This window comes from Nocardia amamiensis, from assembly GCF_015477605.1.
GTDB classification, from domain to species: Bacteria; Actinomycetota; Actinomycetes; order Mycobacteriales; family Mycobacteriaceae; genus Nocardia; species Nocardia amamiensis_A.
In genome coordinates this window covers 1-15,139 of record NZ_JADLQX010000021.1, presented here as the reverse complement: position 1 = coordinate 15,139, position 15,139 = coordinate 1, and the positions used below count along the sequence as shown (strand labels likewise).

General features: G+C 67.4%; 18 protein-coding genes and 1 tRNA gene. 4 read left to right on the top strand and 15 right to left on the bottom strand.

Annotated elements, in window-relative coordinates:
- Positions 1–6 precede the first annotated feature (6 nt).
- The 8 genes from IU459_RS25115 to IU459_RS25080 all read right to left on the bottom strand — a co-directional run bounded on the left by IU459_RS25115 (position 7) and on the right by IU459_RS25080 (position 5,851).
- Positions 7–519 (bottom strand): carboxymuconolactone decarboxylase family protein, encoded by a 513-nt coding sequence (locus tag IU459_RS25115; protein ID WP_228838482.1) that lies wholly within the window; start codon positions 517–519, stop codon positions 7–9.
- A 21-nt stretch (positions 520–540) separates the two neighbouring features.
- A complete protein-coding gene (locus tag IU459_RS25110) occupies positions 541–1,077 on the bottom strand; it encodes a VOC family protein (RefSeq protein WP_195132034.1) in 537 nt (178 codons plus the stop codon).
- A gap of 13 nt (positions 1,078–1,090) precedes the next feature.
- Positions 1,091–1,738: a TetR/AcrR family transcriptional regulator gene (locus IU459_RS25105; protein WP_195132033.1), complete on the bottom strand. Its 648-nt coding sequence runs from the start codon at positions 1,736–1,738 to the stop codon at positions 1,091–1,093.
- Positions 1,739–1,819: 81 nt separating this feature from the next.
- A complete protein-coding gene (locus tag IU459_RS25100) occupies positions 1,820–2,899 on the bottom strand; it encodes a hypothetical protein (RefSeq protein ID WP_195132032.1) in 1,080 nt (359 codons plus the stop codon).
- A 172-nt stretch (positions 2,900–3,071) separates the two neighbouring features.
- Positions 3,072–3,551, bottom strand: coding sequence for an SRPBCC family protein (locus tag IU459_RS25095; RefSeq protein ID WP_195132031.1), 480 nt, complete (start codon positions 3,549–3,551; stop codon positions 3,072–3,074).
- On the bottom strand, positions 3,548–3,877 hold the full coding sequence (locus IU459_RS25090) for an ArsR/SmtB family transcription factor (protein ID WP_195132030.1): 330 nt from the start codon (positions 3,875–3,877) through the stop codon (positions 3,548–3,550). Before IU459_RS25090 ends, IU459_RS25095 begins: the two co-directional genes overlap by 4 nt.
- 278 nt (positions 3,878–4,155) lie before the next feature.
- Positions 4,156–4,920 carry a glucose 1-dehydrogenase gene (locus IU459_RS25085; RefSeq protein WP_195132029.1) on the bottom strand — a complete coding sequence of 255 codons (765 nt, stop codon included), beginning with the start codon at positions 4,918–4,920 and terminating at the stop codon, positions 4,156–4,158.
- Positions 4,921–5,005: 85 nt separating this feature from the next.
- Positions 5,006–5,851, bottom strand: a complete 846-nt coding sequence (locus IU459_RS25080) for a helix-turn-helix transcriptional regulator (protein ID WP_195132028.1) — start codon at positions 5,849–5,851, stop codon at positions 5,006–5,008.
- 175 nt (positions 5,852–6,026) lie between these two features.
- On the opposite strand from IU459_RS25080, the gene IU459_RS25075 reads away from it, so the two are divergent.
- On the top strand, positions 6,027–7,175 hold the full coding sequence (locus IU459_RS25075) for a phage tail tip lysozyme (RefSeq protein ID WP_195132027.1): 1,149 nt from the start codon (positions 6,027–6,029) through the stop codon (positions 7,173–7,175).
- A gap of 416 nt (positions 7,176–7,591) precedes the next feature.
- Here the strand turns inward: IU459_RS25075 and IU459_RS25070 are convergent.
- From IU459_RS25070 to IU459_RS25050, 5 genes are all read right to left on the bottom strand, one after another.
- Positions 7,592–7,664 (bottom strand) — tRNA-Ala (locus tag IU459_RS25070).
- A gap of 91 nt (positions 7,665–7,755) precedes the next feature.
- Positions 7,756–8,868, bottom strand: coding sequence for a divisome protein SepX/GlpR (gene sepX / locus IU459_RS25065; protein WP_195132026.1), 1,113 nt, complete (start codon positions 8,866–8,868; stop codon positions 7,756–7,758).
- 260 nt (positions 8,869–9,128) lie between these two features.
- The gene (locus IU459_RS25060) at positions 9,129–9,779 is read right to left on the bottom strand and encodes a GNAT family N-acetyltransferase (RefSeq protein ID WP_195132025.1); all 651 of its coding nucleotides are present in this window, start codon (positions 9,777–9,779) and stop codon (positions 9,129–9,131) included.
- A 12-nt stretch (positions 9,780–9,791) separates the two neighbouring features.
- Complete coding sequence (gene glp / locus IU459_RS25055) at positions 9,792–11,048, bottom strand: molybdotransferase-like divisome protein Glp (protein WP_195132024.1); 1,257 nt, start codon at positions 11,046–11,048, stop codon at positions 9,792–9,794.
- 151 nt (positions 11,049–11,199) lie between these two features.
- Positions 11,200–12,156 (bottom strand): UTP--glucose-1-phosphate uridylyltransferase, encoded by a 957-nt coding sequence (locus IU459_RS25050; protein WP_067476722.1) that lies wholly within the window; start codon positions 12,154–12,156, stop codon positions 11,200–11,202.
- 68 nt (positions 12,157–12,224) lie between these two features.
- On the opposite strand from IU459_RS25050, the gene IU459_RS25045 reads away from it, so the two are divergent.
- The 3 genes from IU459_RS25045 (at position 12,225) to IU459_RS25035 (ending at position 13,943) form a co-directional block, all read left to right on the top strand.
- A complete protein-coding gene (locus tag IU459_RS25045) occupies positions 12,225–12,830 on the top strand; it encodes a 5-formyltetrahydrofolate cyclo-ligase (protein WP_195132023.1) in 606 nt (201 codons plus the stop codon).
- 69 nt (positions 12,831–12,899) lie between these two features.
- The gene (locus IU459_RS25040; protein ID WP_195132022.1) at positions 12,900–13,190 is read left to right on the top strand and encodes an FmdB family zinc ribbon protein; all 291 of its coding nucleotides are present in this window, start codon (positions 12,900–12,902) and stop codon (positions 13,188–13,190) included.
- A gap of 87 nt (positions 13,191–13,277) precedes the next feature.
- On the top strand, positions 13,278–13,943 hold the full coding sequence (locus IU459_RS25035; RefSeq protein WP_195132021.1) for an SAF domain-containing protein: 666 nt from the start codon (positions 13,278–13,280) through the stop codon (positions 13,941–13,943).
- A gap of 336 nt (positions 13,944–14,279) precedes the next feature.
- Here the strand turns inward: IU459_RS25035 and IU459_RS25030 are convergent, their stop codons facing one another.
- Together IU459_RS25030 and IU459_RS25025 are read right to left on the bottom strand one after the other, a co-directional pair.
- Positions 14,280–14,948, bottom strand: coding sequence for an MspA family porin (locus tag IU459_RS25030; protein ID WP_195132020.1), 669 nt, complete (start codon positions 14,946–14,948; stop codon positions 14,280–14,282).
- Positions 14,949–15,014: 66 nt separating this feature from the next.
- On the bottom strand, positions 15,015–15,139 hold a 125-nt coding region (locus IU459_RS25025), incomplete at its 5' end, for an MspA family porin (RefSeq protein ID WP_195132019.1).

The window sequence follows — 15,139 nt, the reverse complement described above, 5'->3', positions numbered from 1 at the left end:
GCCGTCTCAGAAGGCTTCTCCATCGGTCGTGATGTCGAAGGCGTTGAGGAAGTTACAGACCAGTTGATAGAAGCCGACGGTGAGCACGAAATCCGCCAGCTGGCTGATCGAGAAGAACCGCAGCGCCTCCTCGCGGTCCGGCTCGCCGAGGGTGTGGTCGGTCAGCAGCCGATCGGTCCAGCGCAGCACCGCCGCTTCCTCTGGCGACAACCCGGCGAGGTCGCCTGTCGCGGTCGCGGCGATCGCGGTCTCGCCGAGTCCGACCGCGCGCGCGAAGCGTTCGTGATGGTGTAGCTCGTAGGCGGATTCGTAGGCGTGCCCGACGCGCAGGATAGCCAGTTCTCGCAGGGCCATCGGGACCGAGTTGGTCTGCAGCATCGCATCGGCCATGGACAGGAAGCTCACCGCCATGCCGTGCGAGTGCGCCACCATCCGGTAGATGTTCGCCTGATGGGTGGTCAGCGCCTCCTGCAGGTCGCGGGGCAGGGTCGAGAGCTCAGGGTATTCCACAGCAGCCATGTGCCGGTTCTCCTCGTCCGCTCAGACCAGCTTGTCGATATCGCCGCGGATCGGCTCGCTGCCGTCCCAGGTGTCGGCGACTTCTCGGATGTATCGGAAGAACTGGCCTTTCGGTCCGCTGATATCGGAAATCTCGATGACGTGCCCGAACGTCTTCTCCGTGTCGAGGTAGGCGAATCGCCCGTTCGCACCGCCGATGGAACCTTCGTGCCCGACCTCGTAGCCGAGCGCGCGCACCTTGTCGTAGAGCGCCTGGTAGTCGTCGGTCCAGTAGGCGATGTGCTGGAGCCCTTCCCGGCCGGAGTCGAGGAATTCCTTGTACAGCGACGGCGCGTCGTTGCGCGGCTGGATCAACTCGATCTGGAGGTCGCCGGAATTCGCCAGGGCGACACTCATTTTCATCGGTGAGTCGGCTCCACGGTAGGTGAAGAAGTCCGTCTGCACGTCGTGGACATAGAACCAGGGGCCGATGCCCTGGTCGATCCATCGCTGCATCTCGGCGTTGATATCGCGGACAACGTAGCCCAGCTGGGCGATTCGCCCGAAGATCCGACTCATGGCTGGCTTCTTTCTATCCTGATAGTGATGTGCTCTCCGCTGAGGGGCGGAGACGTTGGACGAGCATCTGCTCGATCTCGCGACGGCTCGCGTCGAGATCGATGTTCGGGTCGAGCATCGATTGCAGGGCGACCCCGCGCAGCATTCCGATGGCGACCGTCGCCATTCCCGCCGGATCGACCTCGCGACTGAGTTCGCCCGAGGCTTGACCCAGCTCGATACGCTTCGTGAGTTCGTCGCGAAACTCACGGTCGGAGTCGACCATCGCCTGATGAATCTCCGACGGATGGGAGACCGCGTCGGCCCACAGCACCAGTCTCGCCCGGTGCATAGGCGGGAAATCGGCGACGATGGCCATATAGGTCCGGATGAATTCCAGGACAGCGTCCAGGGCCGATTCGGATCCGCTGTCGTTCACGAGCGCGTCCTGGAATCGGTGGGCCACCGCGGCGACCAGCCGTTCCATCATCGCGCCCTTGGAGCCGAAATGATGGGTGACCAAACCCCGGCTGTAACCGGCCCGGTCACCGATCGCGGCCAGCGTCAACTGGGCCGGACCGATCTCCCCGATCAGCTCGGCCGCCGCGTCGAGCAGTCGCCGTTCGGCCTCCGTACGCCGCTCTTCCTGGGTACGACGCTCGGGTGCGTCACCTCGGCTCATTGTCTTCCTCCCGTCCACTACCTGTCGGTATGACGGTAATCATGGGCGACCGGCGATCGACTGCCCGGCGGCCCAGCACGCTCACGTCCTGCCGCTGCCGCGGTGTGTGATGCGCTTGTGCACGAAGGTCGGCGCCGTTCCGGGGTTGGTCCAGCGGCGGGTCAGTTCGCTGGAAGGGAAGAACTGCGGGAAACGCGGATCCCGCTCGGACAGGTCGACGATGGATCGTTCCAAGATCAGCGAGTTGTACTGGGCGGCCAGCGTTTCGATGGTGTTGGCGTTCAGCACCACGCCCTGACCCCATTCCTCGGCCCAGCGCCGCACTCCGAGCAACTTGGAATGCTGCGGGACCAGGCATTCGGCGGCGATCGCATTCTCGCTACTGGCCCAGATACCGCTACTGGTGTTGAGTACCAAGGTCTGGTTTCCGGTGGTGTGACCAGGTGTGGCGACGATGGCGATGCCGGGACCGACAACCACGTCACCGTCGATCGGAACGATCGCTTCGGCGCGCAGATCACGATAGGTGTCCGGCTGGTACCACGGACGCTGTTGCGGATGCAGATGCTCCAACGCCGTCAGCTCCGAACGCTGCACCAGCAGTCTGGCATTCGGAAAAATGGGCTGAAGCGGTTCCGTCGCGCCCAGGTCGGGCTGCGGGGTCGTGGTACCGAGCCAACGCCGCACGTCCTGCGTATGCAGATGATCGAACACCAGATAGTCGACCTCGGCCGGATCGATGTTCGCGGCCCGCAGATGGGTGACCACGTCACCATGGCGCTGCACGAGCAACGTCTCCAGCGGACCGGGCGCACGCTTGGACAACGCGGCGAAGTACGGCGTGTTGGTGCCCAACTCCACGTCACTGGGTTCGAACAGCAGCGTGCGCCGCCGCCCATCGGCCTCGGTCCAGCGCACCACCAGCATCCGATTGGTGATCGCCACGAACGGCGCCGGAGCCATCGACGCCCGCCACAATCCGAAGCGGGTCGGATACGGAAGGGTGATCAGGTCGTAGGTGTCGACGGAATCGGGAGTCCCGCCTGCACGCAGCTCGGACCGCAAATCCGCCGCACAGGACGGTATCCGCGCCAAAGCCGCCCCCGGATCCAGCCCTGGATCGCGCAGCGGCGCGAGCCAACCGACACTCGTGCCGACCATAGGACTCCTCTCGCAACTTGCTTGTCGCCTAGCAAGTTACTGACCCATGCCGCTTCCGTCAACACCCACCGCCGCATCTCGGCGCCCCTGCCGCGACATGCCCACGTTGTGGCATGAGCACGACAGGGATGCGCGCGGGTGGCGATGACTGGAATGGCCGGCTCGGCGTGCCTCAGACTTGCGCTTCAGCGGTTTTGGCGAACAGTTCGAGCATGGTGCTCCATCCACCGCCGCGTTCGACAATCGTGTCGTGAATGGCTTTGCCGTCGACGAGGCGGTCGAGATGGCGGTGTTCGAGTTCGACGCTGGTTCGGCCGGGGCCTTCCGGGGTGAAGCGGACTTCGATCTCGCTCGCATGCGCGGGATCGGGGTCGTATTGCCAGTGGCCGTTGATCTGCCAGGTCACGACGAGCCGGTGGGGCGGCTCCCAGGTGAGCACGCGGCCCCACTCGCATTCGGTGCCGTCGACGCCCCGCTCGTACCAGCGTCCGCCTTCGCCGGATTCGAGGATCGCCTCGGCCAGCTCCGCTTGGCCGATGTGGTACGCGGCGGGCCACCAGCTGCCGAAGGATTCGGTGAAGAAGGCGAAGGCATTCTCGATCGGCATCGCCACGCTGGCTTTGCCCTGCAGGGTGGGAAGAGTCGTGGTCATGAGGTCTCCTGTTCGGGATCGGCCGCCGCGTCCGCGGCCTTCTGAAAACTGGTCAGGGCGTCGTCCCAGATCCGCTGGAAGTACGCCTGGATCGCGGCCAGCCCGTCCGGGTTGATCCGGTAGATGCGCCGCGTGCCCTCCGGTGTGGCCACCACCAGTCCCCCGTCCTTGAGCACCCGCAGATGCTGGGAAACGGCCTGACGGGTGATCGGTAACGACTCCGCCAGTTCGCCGACCGATGAGGGTCGGCGTGCGAGTCGTTCGAAGATCGCCTGCCGCATCGGGTCCCCGAGGATCGTCAGCTCGACGTCTTTGAAAGCAGCCACGTACGTAAGTCTCCGCTTTCAAAGCGGAATTGACAAGGGTTTCGCCATGGGATTTCTATGCCGCGGTGTACTCGCTGATCCAGCATGCGGCCAGCAGTCCGGAGGTGGCGGTGAGGATCGCGGCCGCGACGACGGTGGCTTCGAGACCGAGCCAGTCGGCGAGGATGCCCGCGATCCGCGCGCCGACGGCGTAACCGATGTCGCGCCAGAAGCGGTAGGCGCCGGAGCGTTCGCGCGCCAGCTGGGGTGTGCGTGGTCGGAGACCGCGAAGCGCCGGATTACAGCATGCCCGCCGGGATGGCGGAGATCAGGCCGCCGTCGATGAGCAGGTCCTGTCCGTTGACATAGGACGCTTCATCGGAGGCGAGGAACGCGACCGCGGCCGCTATCTCGCCGGGGTCGCCGATGCGGCCCGCCGCGACCCCGCTGCCGATGGCAGCCTGGGCCTCGGCCGAGATCTCGGCCCGGAACGCCGGCGTGTCGACGTAACCGGGGCTCACCGAGTTGACCCGGATCCTCCTGGGCGCGAGTTCTGCCGCGAGGGTCCGGGTCAGGTTGTGCACCGCCGCCTTGGTCGCCGAGTAGAGAGCGGCGGAGGGCATCCCGCGGTACAGCCCGAACGACGAGTTGATCACGATCGCGGCCTGGTCCGAAAGCAGCGGCAGCGTCTTCTGGATAGTGAAGAACGCTGCTTTGAAGTTGATGTCCACGACTCGGTAGAACTCCGCCTCGGTGACCGCTTCGATAGGCTGGAACGCGCCGATCCCCGCGTTGGCGAACACCACATCCAGCCGCCCATACCGGTCGTGAACGGCTGTCGCCAGCTTATCGAGATCGGCGAGACTTGCCGCGTCACCGGGGATGCCGAGCACCCGGTCGCCGAGTTCCTCGACTGCGGCATCGAGCCGGATCTTGTCGCGTCCGGTGACGACGACCTGCGCGCCTTCGGCGAGCAACCGGTGCGCGGCGGCCAGACCCATGCCGCTGGAACCTCCGGTGATCAGTGCGATCTTGCCGTCGAATCGGAAGCTGTTCTGCGTCATGGCCCCAGCGTGCCAACCCGTGCCGCGGACAAACAGTGCGCAGTTATCGTGGGTTCGGCACCACCACGTTCCGGCCACGCCCTGGTCAGGCGGGGGCGGCGAGACGGACGTGCTGCAGTCGTTCGAGTCGAGCCGCGGTGTCGGTACCAGGCTGTGGGTTGTAGAGAACGAGATGCCAGCAGGGATGGTCGGCGACCAGCAAGGTCGTCGCGTCGAAGAACAACTCACCTGCCTCGGGATGGCGCAGCGCGTTCACCGCCTGGATCGGGACGCCGACCTCGTGGCGCGCCCATAGCGCCGCGAATTCGGCGCTTACCGCGCTGAGGTCGTCCACCACGCGACGGAACTCTGGGTGATCGGCGCAGTGCGCCGTATCAGCGCGATAGGCGGCCACGACCGCGGGAGCCGCCGCCGCCCAAACATCGCGCATGGCTCGGTATCGGGGGTTGGTGAAGAACGTGACCAAGCAGTTGGGTGCGGCATCGCCGAAGCCGAACACCGTCCGGGCGGTATCGTTGAACGCCAGCACATTCCAGTACCGGTCGCGCAACACCGCGGGTCGTCGCTCCCACCCGTCGAGCAGTTGCCGCACTTCGGGAGTTACCTCGGCAGCGGACGCCCCACCAGCGGGCGGCGGGTTGAGACCCGCCAGCAGATACAGGTGCACCCGCTCCGGCTCACTCAACAGCAGGGCCCCGGCGATCGCGTCGAGCACTTCGGCCGAGACCGTGATGTCGCGCCCCTGCTCGAGCCACGTGTACCAGGACACCCCGACCCCCGCCAGCGCGGCGACCTCTTCACGCCGCAGCCCAGGAGTACGCCGCCGCCCCGCCGCGACCAGACCGACATCACCCGGCGCGAGCCGCGCCCGGCGCGAGCGCAGGAAGTCACGGAGCTGCTCGCGGCGCCGATGTGCGGGTTCGCTGGTCATGATTCACGGTAACAACGACAGCACGCACAACTCCACGTCCACAGTCAGCTGATCCTCGGGTTCGAAACAAGCTGTGGGCATGCGGCTCGCATCTCGGCAGGCGTTCCCAGACCCGGGAACATTTGATAATCGACGTTGTTGCGAAATTGTCTGCCCAGGCGAGAGCGAGGCGCCGATGAGCCCCGACGGCACCAAGCGGATGGGCGATTTGCACGAGCTTCCGGTCTGCGCACCGGCGGGATTGAAAGCTCTGTTCACCGCGGCCGAGGGAATTATTCAAACCCAGATCAAGCTGCTGGGGTCGGGCGCACCGTCCAAGGCTCCCGATCTGCGTCAAATGCTGCGCGATCAGGGAATCGCCAAACCCGAGGACCAGTCGACGTTGATCGACAAATACGGCGAGAACGAGGACGAGGTGCGGAAGGCCATGTCGGGCATCAGTCGGACGGACGAGGGCATCGTCGTGAAAACCGCTGGGATCGGTGAGGTCGTGACGAAGGCCTACGGTGCGATCGACACCTCCGTGGGGGAACTCAACAGGAAGATCGATGCCGCCCACAACGCGGTGCGAACCAAGACCGACAGCGAAGGCAACCCGGTGCGGGATGCGCATGGCAACGTCCAGAAGGAACTGCCCAAAGAAATAATCAACGGCCTGTTCACAGGTGTCTGGGATACGTTGAACACGACATTTGACCAGGTCAGGGGCGTCTCGGACCGGGCAGCGACCGAGGCGCTCAAGATCGGCGGCGACGAGCCGAGCTTTACCTCCAAAACCGGCGGCAACGGCGGCGGCACTCAGCCGGTCCCATCTCCCACTTCGGGGTACAACGGAAACACCCCGTGGACACCCGAATCGATGGGCACCGCCATAATTCCCACCAAGGACAAGCCCACGGCGATGGCAATGATGGAATATCTCATCAAGGAACACAACTTCACCCCTGCGCAGGCAGCGGGAATCGTCGCCAACGCGAAGTTCGAGTCAGGTTTCCGGGTCGATGCCACGGGTGACAACGGAACGGCCAAAGGCATCTTCCAGTGGCGTTTCGACCGAGAGGCGGGACTCAGGACGTTCGCGAGCAGGCCAGGCGAGAGTCTCGGCGACTGGAGAACCCATGTCGATTACATGGTTGCGGAATTGCGCGGCGGGAACTATCAGCGCGCCGACACCCTTATCAACTCGAACAGCAACGACCCCCGTGCGGTGGCGGCGGCATTCGACGAGCACTACGAGCGGAGCTCCGGATCCACGATCAACGCTCGGCGCGACTACGCAGCGGGACTCCTGAACGAGTGGAACTCCCAGCCGAGTGTCGTCTGATGTCGGATAGGTGAGCGCGCGTTCCAGCCGTAGCTCACCGGCGTGCTCTCCACGAACACTCGCCTCCCGGTGCTTTGCCCCAGGAGGAACGAGCCGCCAGTCTGCCGGACCGTCGATCAACCAGATCGACGCCGAGTTCTACCCGCACGTCACCACCAACGTCCCAGGCTGTGCCGACTCGGCAAGCACTCGATACCGCGACAATGCACACGAGCGGACGCCTCCGGTGGCCGGGACTTTCTCGGAACCCGGCCTGACCTGCCCGGGAACTTACTCGAACCATGACCACCCAACGCAACCACAAGCACGGGGGTCCGGGGGCAAAGCCCGCCGGGCGGGGCGTGGGGGTTGCACCCCCACAAAACACGCGGAACGCAAAAGGCTCATGCTCTCCATGAGCATGAGCCTCCGATGCGTGGAGCTAAGGGGAATCGAACCCCTGACCTTCTCGATGCGAACGAGACGCGCTACCAACTGCGCTATAGCCCCGTGCGGCTCCGGGGAACCGCGCTGTGACACTGTATCAGGCCGGGCCATCAGACTCCGAATCGGTGGCCTGACCTGCCCGGATGTGTGCTGGTTACTCGCCGGCCGCGCGGCGGACGTCGCCGGTGGCGCGGCTACGCAGGGCGCGGGCGGTGGCGGGGTCGAAGGGGTCGAGGTGGTCGAACAGGGGGTCTTCGTCGTCGGGGTCGACCAGCGCGGAGCGGCGGCGGAGGGCGCGGGCGGTGTCGCGGTCCATGGCGCCGTGCGGGACGGCGGCTCGGCGTGCCTGCGGATCGGCTCCGCCGCGGCCGCGGTTGAGGCGGGCGGCGCGCTTGCGGCGGATCTCCTCCTCCATTCGCACTTGCTTGCGCAGGTAGGCCAGGTAGGTCACGAGCACGACCGAGGAGAGCCCGGTGCCCCACCACAGCAGGGGCGTCAGCACGAACGCGAGCGCGCCGCAGAGGATGGCGGTGAGCACCAGGCCGAGCACGGCGCGCTGGCGGAAGGTGTAGCGGGCGGCGCGGGCGATGGCGTCGGCCTCGGGGTCGAAGCCGCCGCGGCCGCGGCGAGTGGGGACGAAATCCGTTTCGTCCGTATCGGTCTCGTCGTCTTCCGGATAGGTGACGCGGGCGGGCGCGGTGGAGCGCGCAGGCGGGATTCTGGCCGCGGCCAATTCTGGGTTGTGTGCGCCCACGCCGTCATCATCGGTTGCCGCGTCGATCTTCGCAGCAACTTCGGCCGCTTCCACGTCGTCGTCCGAGTCGTCCGCGGCGCCAAGCGGGTGGTCGGAGTCGGCCGCATCGACGTCGTCCGGGTCGATATCCTCCGATTCGATGTCGGCCGCGTCGATGTCCTCCGATTCGGCGTCAGCGATGTCGGATGCCGCGGCGTCCAAGGGCACGGGAAGATTGTCCCCGTCGGTCTCGGTGACGGGCTCGTCGGCCGGTGTCGTCATCCGGTCCTCCGCATCATCGCTATGGGCATACTCTCTCGATACGCGGCGAGGCCGCCAGTTCGGATCGGTTTCGTGCCCGGCGGCCGGGCCCTTTCTTCTGAGCCGTCGTTTGCCTCCGCCGCGGTGCAGGACCCGGGTCGCCAGCGCGGCATCGGTGGTCCGGCGGATCCGAGGGTGGCGGTCGGCGAGCATCGGGAACAGGACGAAGACCCAGAGCACGACAAGACCGATCCACAGGATCGAATTCGGCATCGCGTCAGCACCTCCGTCCCGCCTGGATTTCGTCCGGCTCGGCCCGCGAGCGGCGCGTGATACGCCGCGCTCGTCCGGCTCCCCGTCCGACGCAATCGCGTCGACGCCGGACACCCGCAGGCTCCCTGCCGATGACGCAAGACGCACCATCGACGTCCGTAGGCTAATTCCGGGTAGCACCAAGTTCCCGCAGGCGCGCCGTGCACATCCGCCACACCTGTCACATTTCCACCAATGCCACCGTGTTCGGTAGCCCCGCGCTACAGCAGGGTGACGCGCCCCTCGCGCACCAGCCGGTCCAGAACCGTCCCCACTACCTCCTCGATGGTCATGCCGACCAGGAGGTGATCGCGCCAGGCGCCGTCCACGTCGAGGTAGCGCCGCAGCAGCCCCTCTTCGCGGAAACCGACGTTGCGGAGCACCGCCTGACTGGCCAGATTCTCCGGTCGTACGGTCGCCTCGACCCGGTGCAAGCCCACCGGACCGAAGCAGTGGTCGAGTCCGAGCGCCAACGCCGCGGTGGCGACGCCGTGCCCGCTGAGATCCTTGGCCACCCAGTAACCGATCCAGGCCGAGCGCAGCGCCCCGCGCACGATATTGCCGACGGTCAGCTGCCCGCTGAACACGCCGTCCACTTCGATCACCAGGGGGATCATCGCGCCGCGGCGAGCCTCCGCCTTCAGGCTCGACCACAGCGAAGGCCAATTGGACGCGTGGTTGCGCGCCTCCCAAGCCCCGCGGCCGGTCGGCTCCCAAGGCTCGAGATGTTCCCGGTCCCGCAGCCGGATCCGGCTCCACGCCGCCGCGTCGCGCAGCCGAACCGGACGCAGAGTCACCCGTCCCGCGGCCACCCGGACCGGACCGAGTCGCGCGGGCCACCCCGGATGCTGCGTGACCCGGAAAACGTTCATCGCGTCCACGTCTCAGCCGCGCTGCGCGAGAAAGGCCACCTGGACCTCGTCACCGGTGCGGATCTCGGTGTCGTCCGGGTCGATCACGATCAGGCTGTTCGCCTCGGCGAGGGTGGCGAGCAGGTGCGAGGACGAGTTCGCGCTGCCCAGTGGCTGCACCAGGTATTCGCCGGTCGCCTCGTCTCGCATGAGTTGCGCGCGCAGGAATCCCTTCCGCCCGGCCATGGAGCTGATCGGCATGATCGTGCGCGCGCGGATGATCCGGCGCATGGGATGCCTGCGCCCCAAGGCGATCCGGATCAGCGGCCGCACCATCACCTCGAACACCACCAGCGCGCCGACCGGGTTGGAGGGCAGCAGGAAGGTCGGCACCTCGTCTCGGCCGAGCTTGCCGAAGCCCTGCACCGAACCGGGATGCATGGCCACCCGGGTGATCTCGAGCTCGCCGAGCCCCTCCAGCGCCTCCCGGATCTGCTCGGAGGCCCAGCCGCCGACCGCGCCCGCGATGACCACGACCTCGGAGCGCACGAGCTGCCCCTCGACCACGTCACGCAACCGGCGCGGATCGGAACTCACGATGCCGACCCGGTTCACGTCCGCGCCCGCGTCCCGGGCGGCCGCGGCCAGCGCGTAGGAGTTCACGTCGTAGACCTGGCCCGGGCCGGGCGTGCGGTCGATGTCGATCAGCTCCCCGCCCACCGAGATCACCGATAATCGCGGTCGCGGGTGCACCAGGACCTTGTCCTGTCCGACCGCGGCGAGCAGACCGACTTGCGCCGCGCCGATGATGGTTCCCGCCCGCACCGCGACATCGCCCGGCTGGACGTCGTCGCCGACGCGCCGGACGTAATCCCCGGAGCGCACCGGCTCGTACACCTTGATCCTGGCCCGTCCACCGTCGGTGAAATCCAATGGGAGAACGGCGTCGGCCAGTGTCGGCATCGGCGCGCCGGTATCCACCCGGACGGTCTGGCGCGGCTGCAACCGGATCGGCTGACGCGATCCGGCGACCACCTCGCCGACGACGGGAAGGGTCAGGTCGACGAGATTGCCTTCCTCGTCGCGGATGTCGGCGCCCGCGGAGGCGACGTCGACGCTGCGCACCGCGTAGCCGTCGATCGCGGCCTGATCGAAACCGGGCAACGGACGCTCGGTGACGACGTCCTCGGCGCACAGCAGCCCCTGGGCCTCGGAAATCGCGACCCGGACCGGCCGAGGCGCGACCGCCGCGGCGGTCACCTTGATCTGCTGATCCTCAACCGAGCGCATCCAGCCCTTCCTGATCCTCTCCGCACTCCATCCGATTCCGCCTGCGCCGGCGCGCGGGATCGCACCGCGGCGCAAGCGCGTTCGCGCGCACCGCGGTGAACCACCATTCGTACCCGACGGTCCGCTCTCGGCGAAACCCCGGACGGGCCCGTCAGTCGTCGGTAGTCAGCTGCGGATCCCAGTCCGGACCGAGGCGGTGCTGCAGCCACTCCCGAAGGGCGGGGCCGTATTCCTCTCGTTCCAGTGCGAAATCGACCGCAGCACGAAGATAACCGCCCGGGTTGCCCAAATCGTGGCGCGACCCACGGTGCACCACCACATGAACCGGATGTCCTTCGGCGATCAGCAGTGCGATGGCGTCCGTGAGTTGCAGCTCGCCGCCCGCGCCGGGCTCGATGCGGCGCAGCGCGTCGAAGATGGCGCGGTCCAGCAGGTAGCGCCCCGCGGCGGCGAACGTCGACGGCGCGTCGGCGAGCGCGGGCTTCTCCACCATTCCCTTGACGCGCAGCACGTTCGGGTTCACCGCGTCCGGCACCGGCGCAACGTCGAACACGCCGTAGGCGCTTACCTCGTCCTTCGGCACGTCGATGGCGCACAGCACCGTCCCGCCGCGCTTGCGGCGCACCCGGCTCATCACATCGAGCACACCGCAGGGCAGCACCAGGTCGTCGGGCAGCAGCACCGCGATCGCGTCCTCGTCGGCGTCGAGGGCTTGCTCCGCTTGGGCGACCGCGTGGCCGAGGCCGAGCGGCTCCTCCTGGACCACCGAGGTGACGTCGAGCAGCGCAGGCGCCTTGCGCACCTTCTCCAGCAACTTGTACTTGCCGCGCTCGGCGAGCGTGCTCTCCAGCACCAGGTCCTCGACGAAGTGGGCGACGACGCCGTCCTTGCCCGGCGACGTGACGATCACCAGGCGCTCGGCGCCGGAGTCGGCCGCCTCGCTGGCGACCAGCTCGATGCCGGGGGTGTCCACCACCGGAAGGAGCTCCTTGGGCACCGTCTTGGTCGCGGGCAGGAACCGTGTTCCCAGCCCCGCCGCGGGCACCACGGCCGTGCGGAAGCACGACACCACCGCGGTGTCACCGGGCTGTCCGGCCTTTGCTGTCATGCGCATACCCTATCCATCCATCACGCCGCCGGCTCGGCGTCGCGCCGACCCGGTACCGGGGTGAGCCTATGGTGATCACTGTGAAGATGCCCGGCGAGCGCGATAAACATGCATGGCGCATCGAACTGGCGGCCCGGCGAGCTGTGATGAGTGCCACTGACCACGCGGACGAGGCGCTCGCCTTGGCCGCCGCGGTCGCCGCGCTCGGCGCGCGGGAGTGGGTCTGCGCGTATGTGCCGGTCGACCTGGAGCCGGGCTCGACGGCCATGCTGGACGCGCTGCGGACCGGCGGCGCGCGGGTGCTGCTGCCCGTCACCGGGCCGCCTGGGCCGCTGAGCTGGGCCGAGTACACGGGCGCGGATGCCATGCGCCGCGCCCGCTACGGACTGCTGGAGCCGATCGGCACGGTGCTGCCTCCGGCCACGGTGGCCAGGGCCGAGGTGATCCTGGTTCCCGCGCTCGCGGTGGACCGCCGCGGCGTCCGGCTCGGCCGCGGCGCGGGCTACTACGACCGCACCCTGCCTGCCGCGCGCCCGGACGCGCGGCTGATCGCGGTGGTAAGGGACGACGAGCTGGTGGAGCGGTTGCCCGAGGAGCCGCACGATCGGCGCATGGGCTGGGCTCTGACACCGAGCGGCGGCCTGCGAAGACTCGGCGATAGCGCCGGGGAATGAAATGCCGATTGGCGGTGTTGGCACTGTCGCCTGTAGAGTGCCAGGTTGACGAATACCGCGGAGGATCCTGTGCCAACTTACTCGTACGCGTGCACCCAGTGTGACAACCGCTTCGACATCGTTCAGTCCTTCACCGACGAAGCTCTGAGCGTCTGCTCGGAGTGCTCGGGAAAGCTGCGCAAGCTGTTCAACTCGGTCGGCATCGTCTTCAAGGGCAGCGGCTTCTACCGCACCGACAGCCGCGGCGGCGCGTCCACCGCGAGCGAGCCCGCGAAGTCCGACAGCGGTTCCAGCTCGTCTGCCGACTCCAGCGCGTCCAGCAGTTCCACCCCGGCCGCCAGCACGGCTGTGGCCAGCTGATTCGACGTTTTCCACAGCCTCGTCGCTTATCCACAGTCAGCCCTGATGCCGGGCGGGCAGGTGTGAGTTCGGCCATAGGATCCGGCCATGACTCGCGCACTTGCCGACCTGGGCCGGGGCGGCTGGAATCCCTCCGGGTGGGAGCGCCCGCCCTGGGCCGACGCCGTCCTCGTCCGACGGATACTCGCGGCCGTCCTCGCCGTACTCGCGGCCGCCCTCTTCGTGCGTGGTGATCCCGGCACCGACAGCACGACGGTCGTGATCGCGGCACGGGATCTGGCGCCCGGAGGGCTGCTCGAGCCGGGCGACCTGCGCTCGGCGCCGCGCGAAGCGGGCACACTGCCCGCGGGCGCGGTCACCGATCCCGCCGTTCTCGTCGGCGCGACGCTGACCGGTGCGGTCCGTCAGGGAGAAGTCTTCACCGACCTGCGCGTCGTGGGTCCAAGGTTGGCCACGGCAGCCACCGGAGCCCGGGACGCCAGGATCGTTCCCATTCGCCTCGCCGACACCGCGGTCGCGGACATCCTCCGTGCCGGCGATCGCGTAGACGTGATCGGCGCGGAAGAATCGAACTCACCGGGCGCCCGGCCTGCCCGCACTCTGGCCACCGATGCCGCCGTCATCCTGGTCTCGCGCACGGGCGCCGAACGGGGCACCGCCGAACGCGTGGTCTTGGTTGCGATGGACGCCGAACACGCCGCCACCGTGGCCGGGGCTTCGCTGCGCACCGCGCTCACCGTCGTCTTCCATTGACGTACCAGCGGACTGGGCGACGAAGTTCGCCGGGGCTCGCCATTCGGCCGATGAGCATCTGCCCACCGGCACGCGAAGACCGCAGCGCGGGACCGCTCAACTCCACACGAAGTGGAGACATCGGCAGTGCTCGTTGCTGCCCGCCACGCATCCGAAGAAGCGTTTCCGGCCTGATGGACCCACACCCAAGGTGCTGATTCAGATTCGCTATCTGCTCGCCGAAGGTTCGACCAGCGCGCGGCACGAGATCTGACCTCGCTTATGGCACACACAGCGGAACGGGCCCGTCGTGACGGCGACGGGCCCGTTCGTATTGTGCGGGTGGGTGTTCGGCGCTCAGCCGAGGCTGAAGGGCTGACCCCACAGCGTCACCCAGGTGATGACGTTGTCGGTCTCCACCTCGACGCTGACGAAAGCCCGCGCCTGGGCGTAGCCGCCGCAGCCGTTCAGGCCGATGGTCTCATCGGCCCAGGTGACCGAACCGCTGGTGCCCTTGAACGCATTCCGGGTCTTGTGCGATTCATTACCGAAGTCATCGGCCTGCTCCAGATCGAGCACGTAGAACGACTTCGCCTGACCCGGACCCAGCGACAGGTTGCCGCCACTATTGGCGCCGACGCCACCGGTCACGGTGTCGCCGCTCCAATCGACATTGCCGTCCATACCGCCGGTGGCGCCGCCGCCCGCGATGTTGACCTGGCAGCCAACGGTGTAACCGGGGAAGATCTTGCCCCCGGCCGTACCCGACAGTTCCACCTGCGCGCTACCGGACACCCACGCATTGCGGTGCAGCGGCGTCGAGCCCATGGACGGGCTGATGGTGGCCGACTCGCCGGCCAAGCGAATCGTCACGACGGTGCCGTCCGAGAGAGTCTTGACGAGTTCCCCGCCCGGCAGCGGGACGAAGGTGTCGGCGTTCGCCGCACCTGTCGAGAGCAGACCCACGGTGATAGCCGCGGACGCGCACAGCCCCGCCGCGCGCGCCAGCATTTTGCGATCGAACATGATAGTAGTACCCCTAGAGGATCGAGTTCGCTTCAGCGAAAAGAGATTTGACAGGTCCGACCAGCGTCAGCCGATGCTGAACGGCATCCCGTAGAGGGTGGTCTTCGAGTAGTGATCGCCGATGATCTCGACAACCGTGTACGAACGCGCCTGCGCGTAACCCGCGCAGCCCTGGATCTGAATCTCGGCAT

Bases quoted from the DNA above. Each gene is read 5' to 3' on its own strand.
- IU459_RS25115 (WP_228838482.1), bottom strand. From the start codon at position 519: ATGGCTGCTGTGGAATACCCTGAGCTCTCGACCCTGCCCCGCGACCTG.
- IU459_RS25110 (WP_195132034.1), bottom strand. From the start codon at position 1,077: ATGAGTCGGATCTTCGGGCGAATCGCCCAGCTGGGCTACGTTGTCCGC.
- IU459_RS25105 (WP_195132033.1), bottom strand. From the start codon at position 1,738: ATGAGCCGAGGTGACGCACCCGAGCGTCGTACCCAGGAAGAGCGGCGT.
- IU459_RS25100 (WP_195132032.1), bottom strand. From the start codon at position 2,899: ATGGTCGGCACGAGTGTCGGTTGGCTCGCGCCGCTGCGCGATCCAGGG.
- IU459_RS25095 (WP_195132031.1), bottom strand. From the start codon at position 3,551: ATGACCACGACTCTTCCCACCCTGCAGGGCAAAGCCAGCGTGGCGATG.
- IU459_RS25085 (WP_195132029.1), bottom strand. From the start codon at position 4,920: ATGACGCAGAACAGCTTCCGATTCGACGGCAAGATCGCACTGATCACC.
- IU459_RS25080 (WP_195132028.1), bottom strand. From the start codon at position 5,851: ATGACCAGCGAACCCGCACATCGGCGCCGCGAGCAGCTCCGTGACTTC.
- IU459_RS25075 (WP_195132027.1), top strand. From the start codon at position 6,027: ATGAGCCCCGACGGCACCAAGCGGATGGGCGATTTGCACGAGCTTCCG.
- sepX (WP_195132026.1), bottom strand. From the start codon at position 8,868: ATGCCGAATTCGATCCTGTGGATCGGTCTTGTCGTGCTCTGGGTCTTC.
- IU459_RS25060 (WP_195132025.1), bottom strand. From the start codon at position 9,779: ATGAACGTTTTCCGGGTCACGCAGCATCCGGGGTGGCCCGCGCGACTC.
- glp (WP_195132024.1), bottom strand. From the start codon at position 11,048: ATGCGCTCGGTTGAGGATCAGCAGATCAAGGTGACCGCCGCGGCGGTC.
- IU459_RS25050 (WP_067476722.1), bottom strand. From the start codon at position 12,156: ATGACAGCAAAGGCCGGACAGCCCGGTGACACCGCGGTGGTGTCGTGC.
- IU459_RS25045 (WP_195132023.1), top strand. From the start codon at position 12,225: ATGGTGATCACTGTGAAGATGCCCGGCGAGCGCGATAAACATGCATGG.
- IU459_RS25035 (WP_195132021.1), top strand. From the start codon at position 13,278: ATGACTCGCGCACTTGCCGACCTGGGCCGGGGCGGCTGGAATCCCTCC.
- IU459_RS25030 (WP_195132020.1), bottom strand. From the start codon at position 14,948: ATGTTCGATCGCAAAATGCTGGCGCGCGCGGCGGGGCTGTGCGCGTCC.